The organism is Streptomyces sp. RKAG337 (assembly GCF_023701715.1).
In the GTDB taxonomy this organism is placed as follows: Bacteria; Actinomycetota; Actinomycetes; order Streptomycetales; family Streptomycetaceae; genus Actinacidiphila.
In genome coordinates this window covers 3,575,558-3,592,661 of sequence record NZ_JAJOZA010000001.1, presented here as the reverse complement: position 1 = coordinate 3,592,661, position 17,104 = coordinate 3,575,558, and the positions used below count along the sequence as shown (strand labels likewise).

Annotated in this window: 15 protein-coding genes and 1 pseudogene; 10 read left to right on the top strand and 6 right to left on the bottom strand. The window is 71.8% G+C overall.

The window, feature by feature from the left end:
• Positions 1 to 28 precede the first annotated feature (28 nt).
• Genes paaC through paaA form a run of 3 tightly spaced genes read right to left on the bottom strand, consistent with a single transcriptional unit; the run spans position 29 to position 2,003 of the window.
• Positions 29 to 745, bottom strand: a complete 717-nt coding sequence (gene paaC / locus LNW73_RS15825; protein WP_250976811.1) for a 1,2-phenylacetyl-CoA epoxidase subunit PaaC — start codon at positions 743 to 745, stop codon at positions 29 to 31.
• Positions 742 to 1,029 carry a 1,2-phenylacetyl-CoA epoxidase subunit PaaB gene (gene paaB, locus LNW73_RS15820; protein WP_374117299.1) on the bottom strand — a complete coding sequence of 96 codons (288 nt, stop codon included), beginning with the start codon at positions 1,027 to 1,029 and terminating at the stop codon, positions 742 to 744. Before paaB ends, paaC begins: the two co-directional genes overlap by 4 nt.
• A complete protein-coding gene (gene paaA / locus LNW73_RS15815; protein WP_250990336.1) occupies positions 1,029 to 2,003 on the bottom strand; it encodes a 1,2-phenylacetyl-CoA epoxidase subunit PaaA in 975 nt (324 codons plus the stop codon). The genes paaB and paaA overlap by 1 nt, the downstream gene beginning before the upstream one ends.
• 189 nt (positions 2,004 to 2,192) lie before the next feature.
• On the opposite strand from paaA, the gene LNW73_RS15810 reads away from it, so the two are divergent.
• Both LNW73_RS15810 and LNW73_RS15805 read left to right on the top strand, forming a co-directional pair.
• Positions 2,193 to 3,038, top strand: coding sequence for a DUF5819 family protein (locus LNW73_RS15810; protein WP_250990335.1), 846 nt, complete (start codon positions 2,193 to 2,195; stop codon positions 3,036 to 3,038).
• A gap of 14 nt (positions 3,039 to 3,052) precedes the next feature.
• The gene (locus LNW73_RS15805) at positions 3,053 to 4,399 is read left to right on the top strand and encodes an HTTM domain-containing protein (protein WP_374118267.1); all 1,347 of its coding nucleotides are present in this window, start codon (positions 3,053 to 3,055) and stop codon (positions 4,397 to 4,399) included.
• Positions 4,400 to 4,474: 75 nt separating this feature from the next.
• On the opposite strand, the gene LNW73_RS15800 is transcribed toward LNW73_RS15805, so the two are convergent.
• Positions 4,475 to 5,248 (bottom strand): TrmH family RNA methyltransferase, encoded by a 774-nt coding sequence (locus LNW73_RS15800; RefSeq protein ID WP_250990334.1) that lies wholly within the window; start codon positions 5,246 to 5,248, stop codon positions 4,475 to 4,477.
• Between the two features lie 136 nt (positions 5,249 to 5,384).
• Positions 5,385 to 7,061 (bottom strand): phenylacetic acid degradation protein PaaN, encoded by a 1,677-nt coding sequence (gene paaN / locus LNW73_RS15795; protein ID WP_250992934.1) that lies wholly within the window; start codon positions 7,059 to 7,061, stop codon positions 5,385 to 5,387.
• A gap of 121 nt (positions 7,062 to 7,182) precedes the next feature.
• Between paaN and LNW73_RS15790 the strand changes: the two genes are divergently transcribed.
• The 3 genes from LNW73_RS15790 to LNW73_RS15780 are packed head-to-tail and all read left to right on the top strand — an operon-like array spanning position 7,183 to position 10,119.
• Positions 7,183 to 8,685 carry a 3-hydroxyacyl-CoA dehydrogenase gene (locus tag LNW73_RS15790; RefSeq protein ID WP_250976816.1) on the top strand — a complete coding sequence of 501 codons (1,503 nt, stop codon included), beginning with the start codon at positions 7,183 to 7,185 and terminating at the stop codon, positions 8,683 to 8,685.
• An 8-nt stretch (positions 8,686 to 8,693) separates the two neighbouring features.
• Entirely contained in the window at positions 8,694 to 9,296 is a 603-nt protein-coding gene (locus LNW73_RS15785; RefSeq protein WP_250990333.1) for a TetR/AcrR family transcriptional regulator, read from the top strand.
• Positions 9,297 to 9,354: 58 nt separating this feature from the next.
• A complete protein-coding gene (locus tag LNW73_RS15780) occupies positions 9,355 to 10,119 on the top strand; it encodes an alpha/beta hydrolase family protein (RefSeq protein ID WP_250990332.1) in 765 nt (254 codons plus the stop codon).
• A gap of 60 nt (positions 10,120 to 10,179) precedes the next feature.
• Here LNW73_RS15780 and LNW73_RS15775 read toward each other — a convergent pair whose 3' ends face one another.
• Complete coding sequence (locus LNW73_RS15775) at positions 10,180 to 10,662, bottom strand: Lrp/AsnC family transcriptional regulator (RefSeq protein WP_250990331.1); 483 nt, start codon at positions 10,660 to 10,662, stop codon at positions 10,180 to 10,182.
• A gap of 223 nt (positions 10,663 to 10,885) precedes the next feature.
• Here LNW73_RS15775 and pdhA point away from each other — a divergent pair, with 223 nt between their 5' ends.
• The 5 genes and pseudogenes from pdhA to LNW73_RS15750 all read left to right on the top strand — a co-directional run bounded on the left by pdhA (position 10,886) and on the right by LNW73_RS15750 (position 17,015).
• On the top strand, positions 10,886 to 11,989 hold the full coding sequence (gene pdhA / locus LNW73_RS15770) for a pyruvate dehydrogenase (acetyl-transferring) E1 component subunit alpha (protein WP_250992933.1): 1,104 nt from the start codon (positions 10,886 to 10,888) through the stop codon (positions 11,987 to 11,989).
• Positions 11,986 to 13,008, top strand: coding sequence for an alpha-ketoacid dehydrogenase subunit beta (locus LNW73_RS15765; RefSeq protein WP_250990330.1), 1,023 nt, complete (start codon positions 11,986 to 11,988; stop codon positions 13,006 to 13,008). Before pdhA ends, LNW73_RS15765 begins: the two co-directional genes overlap by 4 nt.
• Entirely contained in the window at positions 13,008 to 14,348 is a 1,341-nt protein-coding gene (locus LNW73_RS15760; RefSeq protein ID WP_250990329.1) for a dihydrolipoamide acetyltransferase family protein, read from the top strand. Before LNW73_RS15765 ends, LNW73_RS15760 begins: the two co-directional genes overlap by 1 nt.
• A gap of 101 nt (positions 14,349 to 14,449) precedes the next feature.
• Positions 14,450 to 15,417, top strand: a pseudogene (locus LNW73_RS15755) (NTP transferase domain-containing protein).
• On the top strand, positions 15,414 to 17,015 hold the full coding sequence (locus LNW73_RS15750) for a molybdopterin molybdotransferase MoeA (RefSeq protein WP_250990328.1): 1,602 nt from the start codon (positions 15,414 to 15,416) through the stop codon (positions 17,013 to 17,015). The pseudogene LNW73_RS15755 and the gene LNW73_RS15750 overlap by 4 nt, the downstream one beginning before the upstream one ends.
• The last annotated feature ends 89 nt before the right edge of the window (positions 17,016 to 17,104 follow it).

Here is a 17,104-nt window from a genome sequence, read left to right as displayed (position 1 = left end):
CCGCCGTCGGTCACCATGCCGCCGCCGGTCACCATGTCGCACCCGGGTGGGCCCGGTGCAGGTGCTGCATCTCGGCGAGCATCCGGCCGAACGACTCGGTGTGGATGCCCTGTCTGCCGGCGCCCGCCGACCAGGACGTCACGTCCGGCCCCTCCGGCATCGTCAGCGTGGCCTGCCGGACGACGGCCGAGACCCGCTCCAGCCAGGGCTCGCGCAGCGCGCCGAGGTCGGCGCCCAGCCCCTCCACGGGCTGGAACAGTTCGCCGGTGAACCGCCACAGGGCGTCCAGCCCGCGCTGCATGCGCTCGTGGCTCTCCGCCGTGCCGTCGCCGAGCCGCAGCGTCCACTGCCGGGCGTGGTCATGGTGGTAGGCGACCTCCTTCACCGCCTTCGCGGCCAGCGGCGCCAGCTCGCTGTCGCCCCGGGCCAGCTCCGTGTAGAGCAGCTCCTGGTACGTCGAGAAGTACAGCTGGCGGGCGATGGTGTGGGCGAAGTCGCCGTTCGGCTGCTCGACGAGCTGGACGTTGCGGAAGGCGCGTTCCTCCCGGCCGAAGGCCAGCTCGTCCTCGTCGCCGACGAGGGAGAGCAGCACCCGGGCCTGGCCCAGCAGGTCCAGCGCGATGTTGGCGAGCGCGACGTCCTCCTCGAGGACCGGCGCGTGCCCGGCCCACTCCCCCAGCCGCTGGGCGAGCACCAGAGCGTCGTCTCCGAGAGGCAGCGCCGTGCTGACGAGTACCGGGTTCACAGGTGCCGCACCCCTTCCGGGATCTTGTAGAAGGTCGGGTGCCGGTACGGCTTGTCCCCCGCCGGCTCGAAGAACGAGTCCTTCTCGTCCGGCGACGAGGCGGTGATCTGCGTGGACGGGACCACCCAGATCGACACGCCTTCGGCACGCCGGGTGTAGAGGTCACGTGCGTTGCGCAGCGCCATCTCCGCGTCGGGCGCGTGGAGGCTGCCCGCGTGGCTGTGGCTGAGCCCGCGCCGGCTGCGGACGAAGACCTCCCACAGCGGCCAGTCGTTGGCAGTCATCAGCGCACCTCTCCGTGCTCGGTTCCCTGCTTGGCCGCGTACGCCGTGGCCGCTTCCCTGACCCAGGCGCCCTGCTCATGGGCGGTGCGGCGCTGGGTTATCCGCTGTTCGTTGCACGGCCCGTTGCCGCGCAGCACCTCGTGGAACTCGGTCCAGTCGATGTCCCCGAAGTCATGGGCGCCCCGCTCCTCGTTCCACCGCAGCGCGGGGTCGGGGAGGGTGAGCCCGAGGACCTCGGCCTGCGGGACGCAGATGTCGACGAAGCGCTGCCGCAGCTCGTCGTTGGAGTGCCGCTTGATCTTCCAGGCCATGGACTGCTCGGAGTGCCCGGATTCGGTGTCCGGCGGGCCGAACATCATCAGCGACGGCCACCACCAGCGGTCCACCGCGTCCTGCGCCATGGCGTGCTGCGCTTCGGTGCCGCGGCTGAGAGCCAGCAGCAGCTCGTAGCCCTGCCGCTGGTGGAAGGACTCCTCCTTGCAGATCCGCACCATGGCGCGTGCGTAGGGCCCGTACGAGCAGCGGCACAGCGGCACCTGGTTGGTGATCGCGGCACCGTCCACGAGCCAGCCGACCGCGCCGACATCGGCCCAGGTCAAGGTGGGGTAGTTGAAGATCGACGAGTACCGCTGGCGGCCGGCGTGCAGCTTGTCGAGCAGCTCGTCACGGCCGACGCCGAGGGTTTCCGCGGCGCTGTAGAGATACAGCCCGTGCCCGGCCTCGTCCTGCACCTTGGCCATCAGGATCGCCTTGCGGCGCAGTGAGGGCGCGCGGCTTATCCAGTGCGCCTCGGGCTGCATTCCGATGATTTCGGAATGTGCGTGCTGCGCCATTTGGCGGATAAGCGTGGCGCGGTACGCGTCGGGCATCCAGTCACGCGGCTCGATCCGCGAGTCTTCGGCGAGTGCCGACTCGAAAGCGGCGAGAAGACCGGCCTGCGGTGCCGCCTCCTCGACCGTGGCTGCCGTGGTCATGTGTGCCCCCTACGTTGTTCCGCTCCGGCTCAACCGACCGACCGATCGTTCGGTTCAATGGTCGGTCGAGCGCCCTGGGGTGTCAAGGCCATCCCAGCGGCTGTGGATAACCCAGTACGGTCACCGGTGGCGCGAGGGCATGAGTAGCGTTCCGTGCGGAAGCGGAGCGCGGTGAGGAACGGGGAGACCATGGAGCCACCTGAGATGCCGGAACCGGGTACGGGACCGGGCACGGATCCAGGCACGGATCCGGGAGCGGGCGCCGTTCCGGTGGTGCGGGCCGGGGCAGACGACAGAGCCGCCGACGGTGCGGACGGCGCGGCCGGGACCCGCGCGGACGCCGAGGCCGGAACGGACGCGGATACCGACGCCGGGCAGGCCTCAGGAGAGGCCGCCGGAACGGGGCAGCTGCCGTCCCTGTCCACCGGATCCTGGGTCGTGGTCTCACTCGCCGTCGCGGCCGTCGCGGTCGGCGTCGTCTTCCACCTCGCCATGGTGTTCCTGCACGTCGCGCCGTCGAACACAGCCAGCAAGGAGTACCAGTCCACCGTCGACTCGTACATCTACCCCGAGTTCGAGCAGAACTGGAAGCTCTTCGCGCCCGACCCGCTCCAGCAGAACATCCATGTGCAGGCACGCGCCGAGGTACGCAGCCCCGACGGCCGGCTGCAGACGACCGGCTGGGTCGACCTCACCGCGGTCGACCTGACCGGCATCCGGCACACCGTCGCCCCCAGCCACACGCGGCAGAACGAGCTGCGCCGCGCCTGGAGCTTCTACACCTCCTCGCACGGCACCAACAACACGCCCACCGGGGTGCGCGGCCAGCTCAGCCAGGAGTACGTGCAGCGGATCGTGGAGAACCGATTCGGTCCCCAGCTGAACGGCGGTGACGTCGTCCGCGTGCAGGCCCGCTCCGCGACCGTGTGGGTCGCTCCGCCGTCGTGGACCGACGCGAAGCCCAACAACGAGACGCAGTACCAGGAGACGCTCTGGTGGTCGGTGGCCACCTCCGGACAGGAGAAGGCCTCGTGAGCGCTCGCAAGGATCTGCCGCCCTCCCCCTTCGCGGGGCTCGGCGGCACGCTCGACGCCGGGCTGACCCGTGGTCTGGCCCGGATCACCAATACCGCGGTGGGGCCGTACCAGAGCGCGGTCGTCCGGATCGGCTTCTCGCTGACCTGGCTGCTCTTCCTGCTGCGCGAGTGGCCGCACCGGGCCGAGCTGTACGGCCCCGACGGCGTGTGGACCTGGGGCATGGCCCAGCGGCTGATGGCCGACAACGGCACCGGCGCGTTCAGCGTGCTGATGTGGACCGACAGCCACCTCTGGTTCGAGGTGGTCTACGCGGGCTCGATCATCGCGAGCCTGCTGCTGCTGCTCGGCTGGCGGACCCGTACGTCCTCGCTGCTGTTCATGGTCGGTGTGCTGTCGCTGCAGAACCGCAGCATCTTCATGGGCGACGGCGGCGACAACGTCATCCACCTGATGGCGATCTACCTCGTGCTGACCCGCTGCGGCCAGGTCTGGTCCCTCGACCAACGACGCGCCGACCGGCTGCGGGAGCGGACGCAGGACCGGGCGCGTGACCTGGCCCCGGAACGGGCACCGAAGCCGGACCCGGACCTGACCGGCGTCGTCCTGTGGTCGCTGCTCGGCGCCGCGCTCATCGTCGTCACCCTGCTGGGGAAGCTCGGCCAGTTCTGGGGGCCGGCCTTCTGGGGTTTCTGGCTGGCGCAGGCGGCCTGGTGGGCGGTGCGGCGCTACGCGGCCGGCGAGCCCCGCAAGGTGCTGGACATCATCGCCAACCTCGTCCACAACGGCGGCATGCTCGTGATCGTCGTCGAGGTCTGCCTGATCTACGCGACGGCCGGCTGGTACAAGATCCAGGGCTCCCGCTGGCAGGACGGCACCGCGCTGTACTACCCGCTGCACCTGGACGACTTCACCCCCTGGCCCGCGCTCTCGCACGCCCTGGCCGGTGCCGGTCTCATCGTCATGGCGATCACCTACGGCACGGTGATCGTGCAGGTCGCCTTCCCGTTCACGCTCTTCAACCGCCGTGTGAAGAACGTGCTGCTCATCGCGATGATCATCGAGCACGCCTCGATCGCGATCGTGCTCGGCCTGCCGTTCTTCTCGCTCGCGATGATCGCCGCCGACGCGGTCTTCCTGCCGACGAACTTCCTGCGCTGGGCGGGCAGCCGGATCGCCGGCCTCGTGCCGAACGCTCTGCGCGGCCAGGCCGGTCCCCGTAGCGGCGACCCGCGTGACCAGGATCAGGACCAGGACCAGGACCAGGTGCGCGAGTTGGGTACGACGATCGGGCGGCCCGCCACCGAGCCGCAGCTGGCCCATGGCGAACCCGGTGGTGCGGGAGACGGCTACCGCGTCTAGCGCCGGACCAGCCCCGAAGCCCCGGACAAGCCCCCTAAGCCCCGGGACAAGCCCCGGATACGCCCTGAGTACGTCCTAGATACGGCCGGCGCCCGGGGCGGGCAGCCAGTGGTAGAGCGCCATCGCCACCGTGGTGGCCAGGTTGAAGCTGGAGACGTGCGGGCGCATGGGTACCGCGATCAGTTCGGTCGCCCGCCCGCGCATCTCCGGCGAGATCCCGTGCCGCTCCGAGCCGAACGCGAGCAGCGCGTCGTCCGGGATCACCGTCGACCTGATGTCCTTCCCCTCCGGATCCAGGACATAGAGCGGCCCGGCCGGCAGGTCGGGGAGGTCCAGCCGTTCGACCGCGGTGGCGAAGTGCAGGCCGGCGCTCGCGCGCACGACGTTCGGGTGCCAGGGGTCGATGTCTCCGGTGGTGATCACCCCAGTCGCGCCGAACCCGGCGGCCAGCCGGATCACGGCCCCGATGTTGCCGAGGTTCCGCGGGTTGTCCAGGACGACGACGGGTGACTGCCGGGGAGCCGCGTTCAGCGCATCGAGGTGGGAGCCGGCGCTGGGCCTGACGGCGAGCGCGGCCACACCGGTCGGATGGATCCTCGGCAGCAGCTCGCGCAGCACCTGCCCGGGAACCTCGACCAGGATCGCGCGGAGCCGGTCGGTCACATCGTCCGCGAGCTCTTCGGCGAGCGCCAGGGCGGCGGCACGGTCACTGGTCAGTGCCAGCCCCACCTCGGCGCCGAAGCGCAGCGCGTGCTTGAGGGCGTGGAAGCCGTCGAGCAGAACGGCGCCGGGGGCCGCCTCACGCCACTGCCGTGCCGCGCGCCCGGCCTCGTCTTCCACTTCCGTCATGGCCTCAGCGTACGGCGCCGGGAGGGCTGCCCCGCCAGGGCGCTGAGCTGGGCCGAACCGGCCTGGAAGGGGCGGGGGAGCCCCGTCCGGAGTGACAGGGCAACTCGGGACGGGGCCGGATGGGGAGAGGCTCGCGTTACGCGGGCCTGCGCACCTCGATGACCCGGAAGCGCCCGGCTACGAATGCCCCGTCGCACAGCGCCGCGTTGGCCGCCGGGTTGCCGCCGGAACCATGGAAGTCGGAGAAGGCCGACGTCTGGTTGACGTACACCCCGCCGGTCAGGTTCAGGGAGAGCTGGGCGCATTCCTCCCAGCACGCCTCCTCCAGCAGCCGCTCCACCTCGGCCGAGGTGGTGTAGCCGCCGACCGTCATGGCGCCCTTCTCCCGGACCGTACGGCGCAGCAGCTCCACCGCGTCGGCCGTGGAGTCGACCGCGACGGCGAACGACACCGGTCCGAAGCACTCCGTCAGATACGCGGCCTGGTCGTCGGGCTTGGCTCCGTCCAGCTTCACCAGCACCGGTGTGCGGACCGTCGCGTCCGGGAAGTCCGGGTGGGTGACCGCGCGGGAGGCGAGTGCCACCTCACCGATCGAGGGTGCCGCCTCCAGCCGCGTCTTCACATCCGGGTTGACGAGCGCGCCCAGCAGGGCGTTGGCCCGGGCGTCGTCGCCGAGCAGCCCTTCGACGGACGCGGCCAGATCGGCCACCACCTCGTCGTAGGTCCGGTGGCCCGCGTCGGTGGTGACGCCGTCGCGGGGGATGAGCAGGTTCTGCGGGGTGGTGCACATCTGGCCGCTGTACAGGGACAGCGAGAAGGCCAGGTTGCTGAGCATCCCCTTGTAGTCGTCCGTCGAGTCGATGACGACGGTGTTGACGCCGGCCTTCTCGGTGTAGACCTGCGCCTGGCGGGCGTTGGTCTCCAGCCAGTCGCCGAAGGCGGTGGAGCCGGTGTAGTCGATGATGCGGATCTCGGGCCGCACGGCGAGCGTCTTGGCCAGCCCCTCACCGGGCCGCTCGGCGGCCAGCGCGACCAGGTTCGGGTCGAAGCCCGCCTCGGCCAGCACCTCGCGGGCGACCGCGACGGTCAGCGCGAGCGGCAGTACGGCACGGGGGTGCGGCTTGACCAGCACGGGGTTGCCGGTCGCCAGGGAGGCGAAGATGCCCGGGTAGCCGTTCCACGTCGGGAAGGTGTTGCAGCCGACGACCAGGGCGACGCCGCGCGGGACGGCCGTGAAGGTCTTCTGCAGTCGCAGCGGGTCCCGCTTGCCCTGCGGCTTGACCCATTCCGCCGCATCCGGGGTGCGGACCTGCTCGGCGTACGCGTAGGTCACGGCCTCCAGGCCGCGGTCCTGCGCATGGGGCCCACCGGCCTGGAACGCCATCGTGAAGGCCTGGCCCGAGGTGTGCATCACCGCATGGGCGAATTCGTTGGTCCTGGCATTGATCCGCGCCAGGATCTCCAGGCACACCATCGCCCGCAGCTCGGGGCCCGCGTCCCGCCACGCGGGGATGCCCGCCCGCATAGCGGGCAGCAGCACCTCGATGTCCGGGTGCGGGTAGTCGACCCCGAGCTCGATCCCGTAGGGCGAGGTCTCGCGGCCGGTCCAGTCGTCGGTGCCGGGCTGGTCGAGCGCGAAGCGCTGCCCGAGCAGGGCGTCGAACGCGGCCTTGCCGTCGGCTCCGTCTCCGTAAGCCTTCGGGTGTTCGGGATACGGCGACCAGAACTCACGGGTCCTGATCGCTTCGAGTGCCTTGTCGAGAGTGCCGCGATGCCGTTCGATCAACGGGACAGCGGTGAGATCGGCGGCCATGGGGACCAACTCCTCGTCGAGCTGGGCTGGATATGGGAACACCGCTAGATTAACCGAATGTTCGGTCGGTTCAAGAGGGCGGCCGGACCTGTGGACAACTTGGCGAGGAGCAGTCGGCATCATGATCGCGCTTGATCGAACCCGCACCGTTGCTGTCATCGGCGCCGGCACGATGGGCCAGGGAATCGCCCAGGTCGCACTGGTCGCGGGCCATCGCGTGCGGCTCTACGACGCCGCTCCCGGCAGTGCCGAGCGCGGTGCGTCGGCGGTGGCCGCACGGCTCGCCCGGCTGGCCGAAAAGGGCCGGATGGACGCGGCCGAACGGGATGCCGCGCTGGCCAGGCTCGCTCCCGCGGCCACCCTCGGCGAGCTCGCCGACGCCGCTCTCGTCATCGAGGCGATCATCGAGGACCTCCCCGCCAAGCAGCGGCTCTTCAGCGAGCTGGAGGACGTCGTCGACGACGCGTGCCTGCTCGCCACCAACACCTCCTCGCTCTCCGTGACCGCCGTCGCCGGCGCTCTGCGCCGTCCCGGCCGCTTCGTCGGCCTGCACTTCTTCAATCCGGCGCCGCTCCTCCCTCTCGTGGAGGTTGTCTCGGCCGCCACCACCGATGAGGACGCCGCGGCCACTGTGTACGCGACCGCCGCCGCCTGGGGAAAGTCCCCGGTGCGCTGCACCGACACCCCGGGCTTCATCGTCAACCGGATCGCCCGCCCCTTCTACGCCGAGGCGTTCCGCCTCCACGAGGAGGGGGCCGCCGACCCCGCCACCATCGACGCGGTCCTGCGCGAGTGCGGCGGATTCGCGATGGGCCCGTTCGAGCTGACCGACCTGATCGGCCAGGACGTGAACGAGGCCGTCACCCGCTCCGTCTGGGAGTCGTTCTTCCACGACCCCAAGTTCACGCCGTCGCTCGCCCAGCGCCGCCTCGTCGAATCCGGACTGCTCGGCCGCAAGTCGGGGCGCGGCTGGTTCCGCTACGGGGACGAGGACCGGCCGCGCCCGGCCACGGCGGCTCCCGCGCCCGCGCCGGAGCGGGTGACGGTCCTCGGGGACCTGGGGCCGGCGGCGGAACTCGTCGCGCTCATGGAGGAAGCGGGCATCGGCGTCAACCACGAGGAGGACGACCGTGGGTCGATCCTCGTGGGAGAAGACGCCCGGCTCTTCCTCGCCAACGGCTACCACGCCACCTATCAGGCCAACAGCAATATCAACTTCGACCTCGCGCTGGACTACCGGGCCGCCACCCGCATCGCCCTGGCCCCGGGTGACACCGCACGGCCCGAAGCCGTCCAGGCGGCCGTCGGCCTGTTCCAGGCGCTGGGCAAGCAGGTCAGCGTGATCGACGACGTTCCCGGCATGATCGTCGCCGGCACGGTGGCGATGCTCGTGAACCTCGCCACCGACGCGGTCGCCAAGGGCGTCGCCTCGCCCGCCGACATCGACACCGCGATGCGGCTCGGTGTGAACTATCCGCTCGGTCCGGTGGCGTGGGGCGACCGCCTCGGGGCGGGCTGGGTGTGCAACATCCTGGACGGATTGCACGAGTCGTTCCCCAGCGGCCGCTACGCACCGTCGGCGCTGCTGCGCCGCCGTGAGGCCGCCGAAGCGGAGCTGTTCTAATCGTGACCATGGCCGAGCCCCCCAGTCCCCGCGTCAAACGGGACACGTATACCCCCGACACGCTGCTTGCCGTCGCCGTCGAGGTGTTCAACGAGCGCGGCTACGACGGCACCTCGATGGAGGACCTCTCCCGGGCCGCCGGAATCTCCAAGTCCTCGATCTACCACCATGTGCGCGGCAAGGAGGAGCTGCTCCACCGTGCCGTCGGGCGGGCCCTGGACGGCCTGTTCGGCATTCTGGAGGAGCCGCGGGCACGCCAGGGGCGGGCGATCGAGCGGCTGGAGTACGTCACCCGGCGTACCGCCGAGGTGCTCATGGAGGAGCTGCCCTACGTCACCCTGCTGCTGCGGGTGCGCGGGAACACCAGCACGGAACGCTGGGCGATGGAGCGGCGCCGGGAGTTCGACCAGCGGGTGTCGGACCTGCTGAAGGCCGCGGCGAGCGAGGGTGATCTCCGCTCCGACATGGACATCCGGCTGGCGACGCGACTGCTCTTCGGCATGATCAACTCAATCGTGGAGTGGTACCGGCCGGAGGCCAAGGGCGCGATCGACGGGGAACACGTCGCGGACGCCGCGGTACGCCTGGCCTTCGAGGGGCTGCGCACGTAGCCGAACCGTAAGGTCCAGACCATTGACCCGTGAGCGGGGCCGCCGACACCATCCAGCCATGTACTCAGCTGGACGCATCCGGACCTTCCGCGCGCTCGCCGCCACGGCTCTGGCCACCGCGCTTCCCCTGTTCCTGACGGCCTGTGGCGACGACGGCGGCAGCGGTGGCAAGTCGACGGCGGAGCCGTCCCCGACGGCCACGGTGCAGACGTTCGACTGTCTGACCGAGGCCCAGGCCAAAGCCGGCTCGATCACGTTCAAGGACACCGGCGGCAACGCCGTGGACGGCTATCTGGCGGGCACGGGCAGCACGGGGATCGTGCTCGCGCACCAGTCGGACGGAACCGTCTGCCAGTGGGTGCCCAAGGCGCTCGAACTGGTCAAGAGCGGCTACCGGGTGCTGGCGATCGACTCCAACGGTGACGAGTTGCCCGAGGTCGTCGCGGGTGCCCAGCTGCTGCGCAGCAAGGGGGCGACGAAATTGGTGCTCATGGGCGCCTCCAAGGGCGGTACCTCGGTGCTGACCGCCGCCGCGAAGGTCCAGCCGCCGGCGGACGCCGTCGTCTCGCTCTCCGCGCCCGAGCAGTACGGGCAGATGGACGCGGCGGCCGCCGTCCCGGGGCTGACCGCGCCGATCTTCTACATGGCGGCGGACGGAGACACCGCATTCGCGGATTCCACCAAGGCGCTCAGCAAGGCCTCGGTGAAGGCCAAGGAGAACTCGCTGTACATCGTGACCGGGATCCATCACGGCGTCTCGATGCTCGACGACGCCGAGAACTGGGCGAAGGTCACCGCCTTCCTGAAGAAGTACGGCGGCTGAGACACGGCGGCGGAGAGATCACCACGCTTGACTGAGCCGGCCGGGGATTACCCGGCCGGCTCAGTCGTCGACCACGAGGTCCGTCTCCTCGAAGACCAGGAGGGTCCGGCTGCCGAGGACCTCCGGTATGGCCTGGATGCGGGTCAGCACGAGCTCGCGGAGGCTGCGGTTGTCCGCCGTGTGTACCAGCATCAACACGTCGAAGTCTCCGCTTACCAGGGCAATGTGGGCTACACCCGGAAGAGTGAGAAGTGTTTCCCGGACCGTCCGCCACGAGTTCTGAACGATCTTGAGGGTGATGTACGCCGACGCGCCCTGCCCGGCGCGTTCATGGTCCACCCGGGCGGTGAACCCGCGGATGACGCCGTCCTCGATGAGGCGGTTGATCCGGGCGTAGGCGTTCGCCCGCGAAACGTGCACGCGCTCGGCCACAGAACGGATCGACGCGCGTCCGTCCTCCTGCAGCAGTCGCAGAATCGTCCGGTCGATCGGATCGAGGGGGCGGCTCTGCGGATCGGGCTCGGCCATCTGTTCTCGCGGCATGCCCCCGGACCTCCTTACCATGGACGGACTGGCTCCATTCCAGGCTGTGCAGAACCGTTTGTCCACAGGCTGAACGTACCTGTGGCCAAAATGCCTCCAACAACCGAACAATCGGTTGGGAGGACGCGACCCGTCCTCCAACCTACGAGGAGGTGCTCGCGATGACCGTCATGGACCAGAAACCCGCCCCTGGCCACAGGCATGGGGGACCCCAGCGCCCCCCATCGACGCCACGCCGCTGCTGCCCGAGACGGAACCGTTCCGGCTGCTGGGCACCCCCGACGCCGCCGAGATCGACCCGGCGCTGCTCACCGAGCTCTACGGCCAGCTCGTGCGCGGCCGCCGGTACAACCGGCAGGCCACCGCGCTGACCCGGCAGGGCCGGCTGGCGGTCTACCCCTCCACCACCGGTCAGGAGGCCTGTGAGGTCGCCGCCGCCATGGCGCTGCGCCCCCAGGACTGGCTCTTCCCGAGCTACCGCGACACGCTCGCGGTCATCGCCCGCGGTGTGGACCCGGTCGAGGCGCTCACCCTGCTGCGCGGCGACTGGCACACGGGCTACGACCCGCGTGAACACCATGTGGCACCGCTCAGCACCCCGCTGGCCACCCAGCTGCCGCACGCGGTCGGCCTCGCGCACGCCGCCCGCCTCCGGGGCGACGACGTGGTCGCGCTCGCCATGGTCGGCGACGGCGGCACCAGCGAGGGCGATTTCCACGAGGCGCTGAACTTCGCGGCTGTCTGGAACGCGCCGGTGGTCTTCCTCGTGCAGAACAACGGCTTCGCCATCTCCGTACCGCTCGACAAGCAGAGCGCCGCCCCCTCGCTGGCCCACAAGGCGGTCGGCTACGGCATGCGCGGCCGGCTCGTGGACGGGAACGACGCGCCCGCCGTGCACCAGGTGCTCACCGAAGCCGTGGAGCGGGCCCGCTCGGGTGGTGGACCGACCCTCGTCGAGGCGGTCACGTACCGCATGGAGGCGCACACCAACGCCGACGACGCCACCCGCTACCGGGACGACTCCGAGGTCGCGGCCTGGCGCGAGCACGACCCGATCACCCTGCTGGAGCGGGAGCTGAACGGGCGCGGGCTGCTCGACGACACGATGCGGTCCGCCGCGGCGGAAGCCGCCGAGAAGATGGCCGCGGACCTGCGCGAGCGGATGAACGCCGAACCGCTGCTGGACCCGATGGACCTCTTCACCCACGTCTACGCCGAGCCGACCCCCCAACTGCGTGAGCAGGCGGCCATGCTGCGCGCCGAGCTCGATGCCGAACACGACGGCGGGCAGACCGATCACACCGAGCACGCCGGAGCCGGTTCATGAGCACCGCGACCGCCCCCGCCCCCGCCACCGCGCGCAAGCCCGCCACCATGGCGCAGGCGCTCAACCGGGCACTGCGGGACGCCATGGCCGAGGATCCGGCCGTCCACGTACTCGGTGAGGACGTCGGCGCGCTCGGCGGTGTCTTCCGGATCACGGACGGCCTCACCAAGGAGTTCGGCGAGAGCCGCTGTACGGACACCCCGCTCGCCGAGGCGGGAATCCTCGGCGCCGCGGTCGGCATGGCGATGTACGGGCTGCGGCCGGTCGTCGAGATGCAGTTCGACGCCTTCGCCTACCCCTCCTTCGAGCAGCTGATCAGCCATGTGGCCAAGATGCGCAACCGCACCCGCGGGGCGCTGCCGCTGCCGATCACGATCCGGGTGCCCTACGGGGGCGGCATCGGCGGTGTGGAGCACCACAGCGACTCCTCGGAGGCGTACTACCTGCACACACCCGGCCTGCACGTGGTCACCCCGGCGACGGTCGGGGATGCCTACGGGCTGCTGCGGGCGGCCATCGCCTCGGACGATCCGGTGGTCTTCCTGGAGCCGAAGCGGCTCTACTGGTCCAAGGACGACTGGAACGCCGACGAGCCGGCGCCGGTGGAGCCCATAGGGCGCGCCGTCGTGCGGCGCCCCGGGCGCAGCGCCACCCTCATCACCTACGGCCCCTCCCTCCCGGTCTGCCTCGAAGCCGCGGAAGCCGCAAAGGAGGAGGGCTGGGACCTGGAAGTCCTCGACCTGCGCAGCCTGGTGCCCTTCGACGACGAGACGGTCGCGGCAGCGGTGCGCAGGACGGGCCGGGCCGTCGTCGTGCACGAGTCCGCCGGATTCGGCGGCGCCGGGGCGGAGATCGCGGCGCGGGTCACCGAGCGCTGCTTCCACCACCTCGAAGCACCGGTCCTGCGGGTCGCGGGCTTCGACATCCCGTACCCGCCGCCGATGCTGGAGCGGCACCATCTGCCCAGCGTGGACCGGATCCTCGACGCGGTCGGCCGGCTCCAGTGGGAGGCGCGCTGATGGCCGTCGTGAAGGAGTTCACCCTCCCCGACCTGGGAGAAGGGCTGACCGAGGCGGAGATCGTCCGCTGGCTGGTGCAGGTCGGCGAGGTCGTCGCCATCGATCAGCCGGTCGTCGAGGTCGAGACGGCCAAGGCCGTGGTCGAGGTTCCGTGCCCCTACGGCGGCGTCGTCACCGCCCGGTACGGCGCGGAAGGCGAATCGCTGGCGGTGGGCCGTCCTCTGATCACGGTGGCGGTCGGTACGGCGGTGAACTCCGACGCCTCCGGCGCTGCCGCGTCCGCCGACGGTGACGGTGGTGAGGGATCCGGCAACGTCCTGGTCGGCTACGGCACGACCGCGCCGGGCGCCCGGCGCCGCCGGGTCCGGCCGGCGGCGGGCCAGAGCCCGGCACCGGCACCGGCACCAGTAGCGGTGGCGGCGGCTGTGGTCGCGACCGCGCCGGTCGGTCCCGTGGCGGTCATCTCGCCGTTGGTGCGGCGGATCGCGCGGGAGAACCGGCTCGACCTGCGGTCGCTGACGGGATCTGGACCGGACGGGCTGATCCTGCGCGCGGACGTCGAACGGGCGGTCGCCGCGGCGACCGCCGGCACGGCGGCGGCACCGGTCGCGACAGCGCCGGCGGCTACCGCAGGCCCGGCCGCCGACGTGGTGGGGGAGCGGGTGCCGTTGCGCGGGATCCGGGGAGCGGTGGCCGAGAAGCTCAGCCGCAGCCGCCGGGAGATACCCGACGCCACCTGCTGGGTCGACGCCGATGCCACCGAACTGCTCGCGGCCAGGGCGGCCATGAACGCGGGCGGCGGGCCGAAGGTGTCCGTGCTCGCGCTGCTCGCGCGGATCTGCACCGCGGCACTGGCGCGGTATCCGGAGCTCAACGCCACCGTCGACACCGAGCGGAACGAGATCGTGCGGCTGCCTGCCGTGCACATCGGCTTCGCCGCGCAGACGGAACGCGGGCTGATGGTCCCGGTCGTCAAGGACGCTCAGGCACGGACCACCTCAGGTCTGTCGGCGGAGATCGGCCGTCTCACCGAGGCGGCCCGCACCGGTCGTCTCACGCCCGCGGATCTCACCGGCGGCACGTTCACCCTCAACAACTACGGAGTGTTCGGTGTCGACGGTTCGACGCCGATCATCAACCACCCCGAGGCCGCGATGCTCGGAGTCGGCCGGATAGCGGCCAAACCCTGGGTCCATCAGGGGGAACTGGCGGTACGACAGGTCGTGCAGCTGTCGTTCACCTTCGACCACCGGGTGTGCGACGGCGGCACGGCGGGCGGCTTCCTGCGGTTCGTCGCCGACTGCGTGGAGCAGCCGGCCGTGCTGCTCGCCGCGGTCTGAGCGGGACAGGGCCCTGGCAGCTGCCAGGGCCCGACGGGCCCGAGGGGTCGGGTACGACCAGGCCGGACCGCCGAACCCGGCCGCACGGCATACTGCGCGGCATGACTGCACATGACGCCGTGGTGCTGGCGGGCGGCGCCGCCAGGCGGCTGGGCGGGGTGGACAAGCCGGGGCTGGAGGTCGCGGGGCGGCCGCTGCTCGACCGGGTGCTGGAGGCCTGCGAGGGCGCTGTCGACACGGTGGTGGTCGGTCCGCGCCGGCCCACCGGGCGGCCGGTGCTGTGGGCCCGGGAGGATCCGCCGGGCGGCGGACCGCTGCCCGCCCTCGCCGCCGGTCTGGTGCGGGCCGGTTCCGACACGGTGCTGGTGTTCGCCGCCGACATGCCGTTCCTGACGCGGACCACGGCGGACGCTCTGCGGGAGTCGCTGCGGCGGGAGCCGGACGTGGACGGCGTCGTGCTGACCGATCCGTCCGGCCGGGACCAGCCGCTGGCCGCGGCCTACCGTGCGGAGGCGCTGCGCCGGGGGCTGGCACTGATCGCCACCGAGCACGGCACGCTCGCCGGGCTGCCGCTGCGACTGCTCACCGAGGAGCTGCGGCTGCACCGGCTGCCGGACCCCTCGGGCTCGGATTCCTTCGACTGCGACACCTGGGACGATGTCGCCGCCGCACGGGCCCGACCGGAACAGGGGTGAGCCTGCGCGGCGATGGGCCCCGCATCGGGGACGATGGGCCTGTGTTGGATGAATGGATCGCCGCAGCCAAGGCCGAACTGGGGATCGAGCTCGAGGTCGACACCAAAGTCCTCCTCGACCTCGCCCGTGATGCCGCGCATGGTGTCGCCCGCCCCGCCGCACCGCTGACCACCTTCCTGGTCGGCTACGCCGCCGCCCAGTCGGGCGGCGGCCCCGAGGAAGTGCGCACCGCTGCCCGCAAGGCGGCCGAACTCGCCGAACGCTGGTCCACCGAGGCCACCGAGGCCACCGAGGCCACCGGGGCCGCCAAGGCCGCCGAGGCCGCTGGGAGCAGCGATCCCGGGCCTTCCGAGGCAGGGACCCCGGCCGGATGACGGGCCGGACGACGGGGCCCGCGGACCAGGAGGCGGCCGCCCTCAGCGCGATGGGCGAGGCCCTGCTGCTCGCCAACGAGGGCCGGACAGCCCACGCGTACGCGACCGGTGGGTCCGCCGGGCCCGGCCCCGTAGGCCTGGGTGGCGGCGCGGACGGCGGGACGGGCCGAAGCGGCGACCGCAACGCTCGTCCCGGCCCCGACCTCACCCCCAGCCTCGATCCCCTCGCCATCGCGGGGCTCGACACCGGCAGCGCGAAAGCGCCCGAACCCGCACGCGAACTCGCACGTGAAGCCGATCCCGGGCGCGATCCCGGGCGCGAACCCGGGCGCGATCCAGGGCGCGATTCCGAATCCCGACGTGAACCCGCGCCCGACGAGCCCGCCTCCCGGCCCCGGACCCGGCACCACGACCTCACGTGGCCCGAGGCCCGCAGAGCCGCACGTGCCGCGGGCCGGCGGCTGCCCGCCGTCAGCCGGCCGCTCGCCGGAGCGCTCGGGCACGCGCTCGCCGCCCCGCTCACCGCGCTGACCGATCTGCCGTCCTTCGACACCTCGGCGATGGACGGCTGGGCCGTGGCGGGCCCCGGCCCCTGGATGCTGGAGACCCGGCAGCTCCTCGCCGGCCAGCGGCCCGGAGTGGCGCTGCTCGACGGCCACGCCATCGCGATCGCGACCGGAGCGGCCCTCCCGCCCGGCGCCACCGCGATCATCCGGCACGAGCACGGCCGCACCGAACGGCGGACCGACGGCGGGCTGCTGCACGCCACCCACGGCGCGCCCACCCCCGGCCAGGACGTACGCCCGCGCGCCCAGGAGTGCCGAGGGGGAGAGGAACTGCTCTCCCCCGGCGTCGTCGTCACCCCCGCGGTGCTCGGTCTCGCGGCGGCCGCCGGGTACGACGAGCTGCGCGTCATCACCCGCCCCCGGGTGGAGGTGCTGGTCCTCGGCGACGAACTGCTCGACCACGGACTCCCCCACGCCGGATTCGTCCGGGACGCCCTCGGCCCGATGCTGGCGCCGTGGCTGGAGGCGCTCGGCGCCGAGGTGACCGGCACCCGGCGGGTCGTCGACGAGGTCGACGCCCTCATGAGCGCGATCGGTGAATCCACCGCCGACCTGCTGATCACCACCGGCGGGACGGCGGCCGGTCCGGTCGACCACGTCCACCCCGTCCTGCACACGCTGGGCGCCAAACTCCTCGTCGACGGGGTCGCCGTGCGCCCCGGCCACCCCATGCTGCTGGCCGAACTCCCCGGGGGCGGGCACCTCGTGGGGCTGCCGGGCAATCCGCTGGCGGCGGTCTCCGGCGTCATCACCCTCGTCGCTCCCCTGCTGCGTACGCTCGCGGGCCGTCCGGTCCCGGCGCCGTACACCGCGGAGCTCACCGCCGACGTGCCCGGCCATCCGACCGACACCCGGCTGGTGCCGGTGGTCTTCGACGACGAATCGGCCGTCGTCCCGCTGCACTTCCACGGCCCCGCCATGCTGCGCGGCCTGGCCACCGCCGACGGACTGGCGGTCATTCCGCCCGGCGGCGCGGCGGCCGGTCAGGAGACGGCCGTGCTCGATCTGGCATGGGGGACCGCCGGTTGCTGAGGCCGGTTCCGAAAGCCGAGAGGGCGACGCGACCGATGCGAGCCACGAGAACCATGAGGTGAAGTCCGTTGAAACTGCCCCGCCACGAC

Coding starts and splice junctions, on each gene's coding strand:
- paaB (WP_374117299.1), bottom strand. CDS start 1,029: ATGACTGCCAACGACTGGCCGCTGTGGGAGGTCTTCGTCCGCAGCCGG.
- paaA (WP_250990336.1), bottom strand. CDS start 2,003: ATGACCACGGCAGCCACGGTCGAGGAGGCGGCACCGCAGGCCGGTCTT.
- LNW73_RS15810 (WP_250990335.1), top strand. CDS start 2,193: ATGGAGCCACCTGAGATGCCGGAACCGGGTACGGGACCGGGCACGGAT.
- LNW73_RS15800 (WP_250990334.1), bottom strand. CDS start 5,248: ATGACGGAAGTGGAAGACGAGGCCGGGCGCGCGGCACGGCAGTGGCGT.
- paaN (WP_250992934.1), bottom strand. CDS start 7,061: ATGGCCGCCGATCTCACCGCTGTCCCGTTGATCGAACGGCATCGCGGC.
- LNW73_RS15790 (WP_250976816.1), top strand. CDS start 7,183: ATGATCGCGCTTGATCGAACCCGCACCGTTGCTGTCATCGGCGCCGGC.
- LNW73_RS15785 (WP_250990333.1), top strand. CDS start 8,694: ATGGCCGAGCCCCCCAGTCCCCGCGTCAAACGGGACACGTATACCCCC.
- LNW73_RS15780 (WP_250990332.1), top strand. CDS start 9,355: ATGTACTCAGCTGGACGCATCCGGACCTTCCGCGCGCTCGCCGCCACG.
- LNW73_RS15775 (WP_250990331.1), bottom strand. CDS start 10,662: ATGCCGCGAGAACAGATGGCCGAGCCCGATCCGCAGAGCCGCCCCCTC.
- LNW73_RS15765 (WP_250990330.1), top strand. CDS start 11,986: ATGAGCACCGCGACCGCCCCCGCCCCCGCCACCGCGCGCAAGCCCGCC.
- LNW73_RS15760 (WP_250990329.1), top strand. CDS start 13,008: ATGGCCGTCGTGAAGGAGTTCACCCTCCCCGACCTGGGAGAAGGGCTG.
- LNW73_RS15750 (WP_250990328.1), top strand. CDS start 15,414: ATGACGGGCCGGACGACGGGGCCCGCGGACCAGGAGGCGGCCGCCCTC.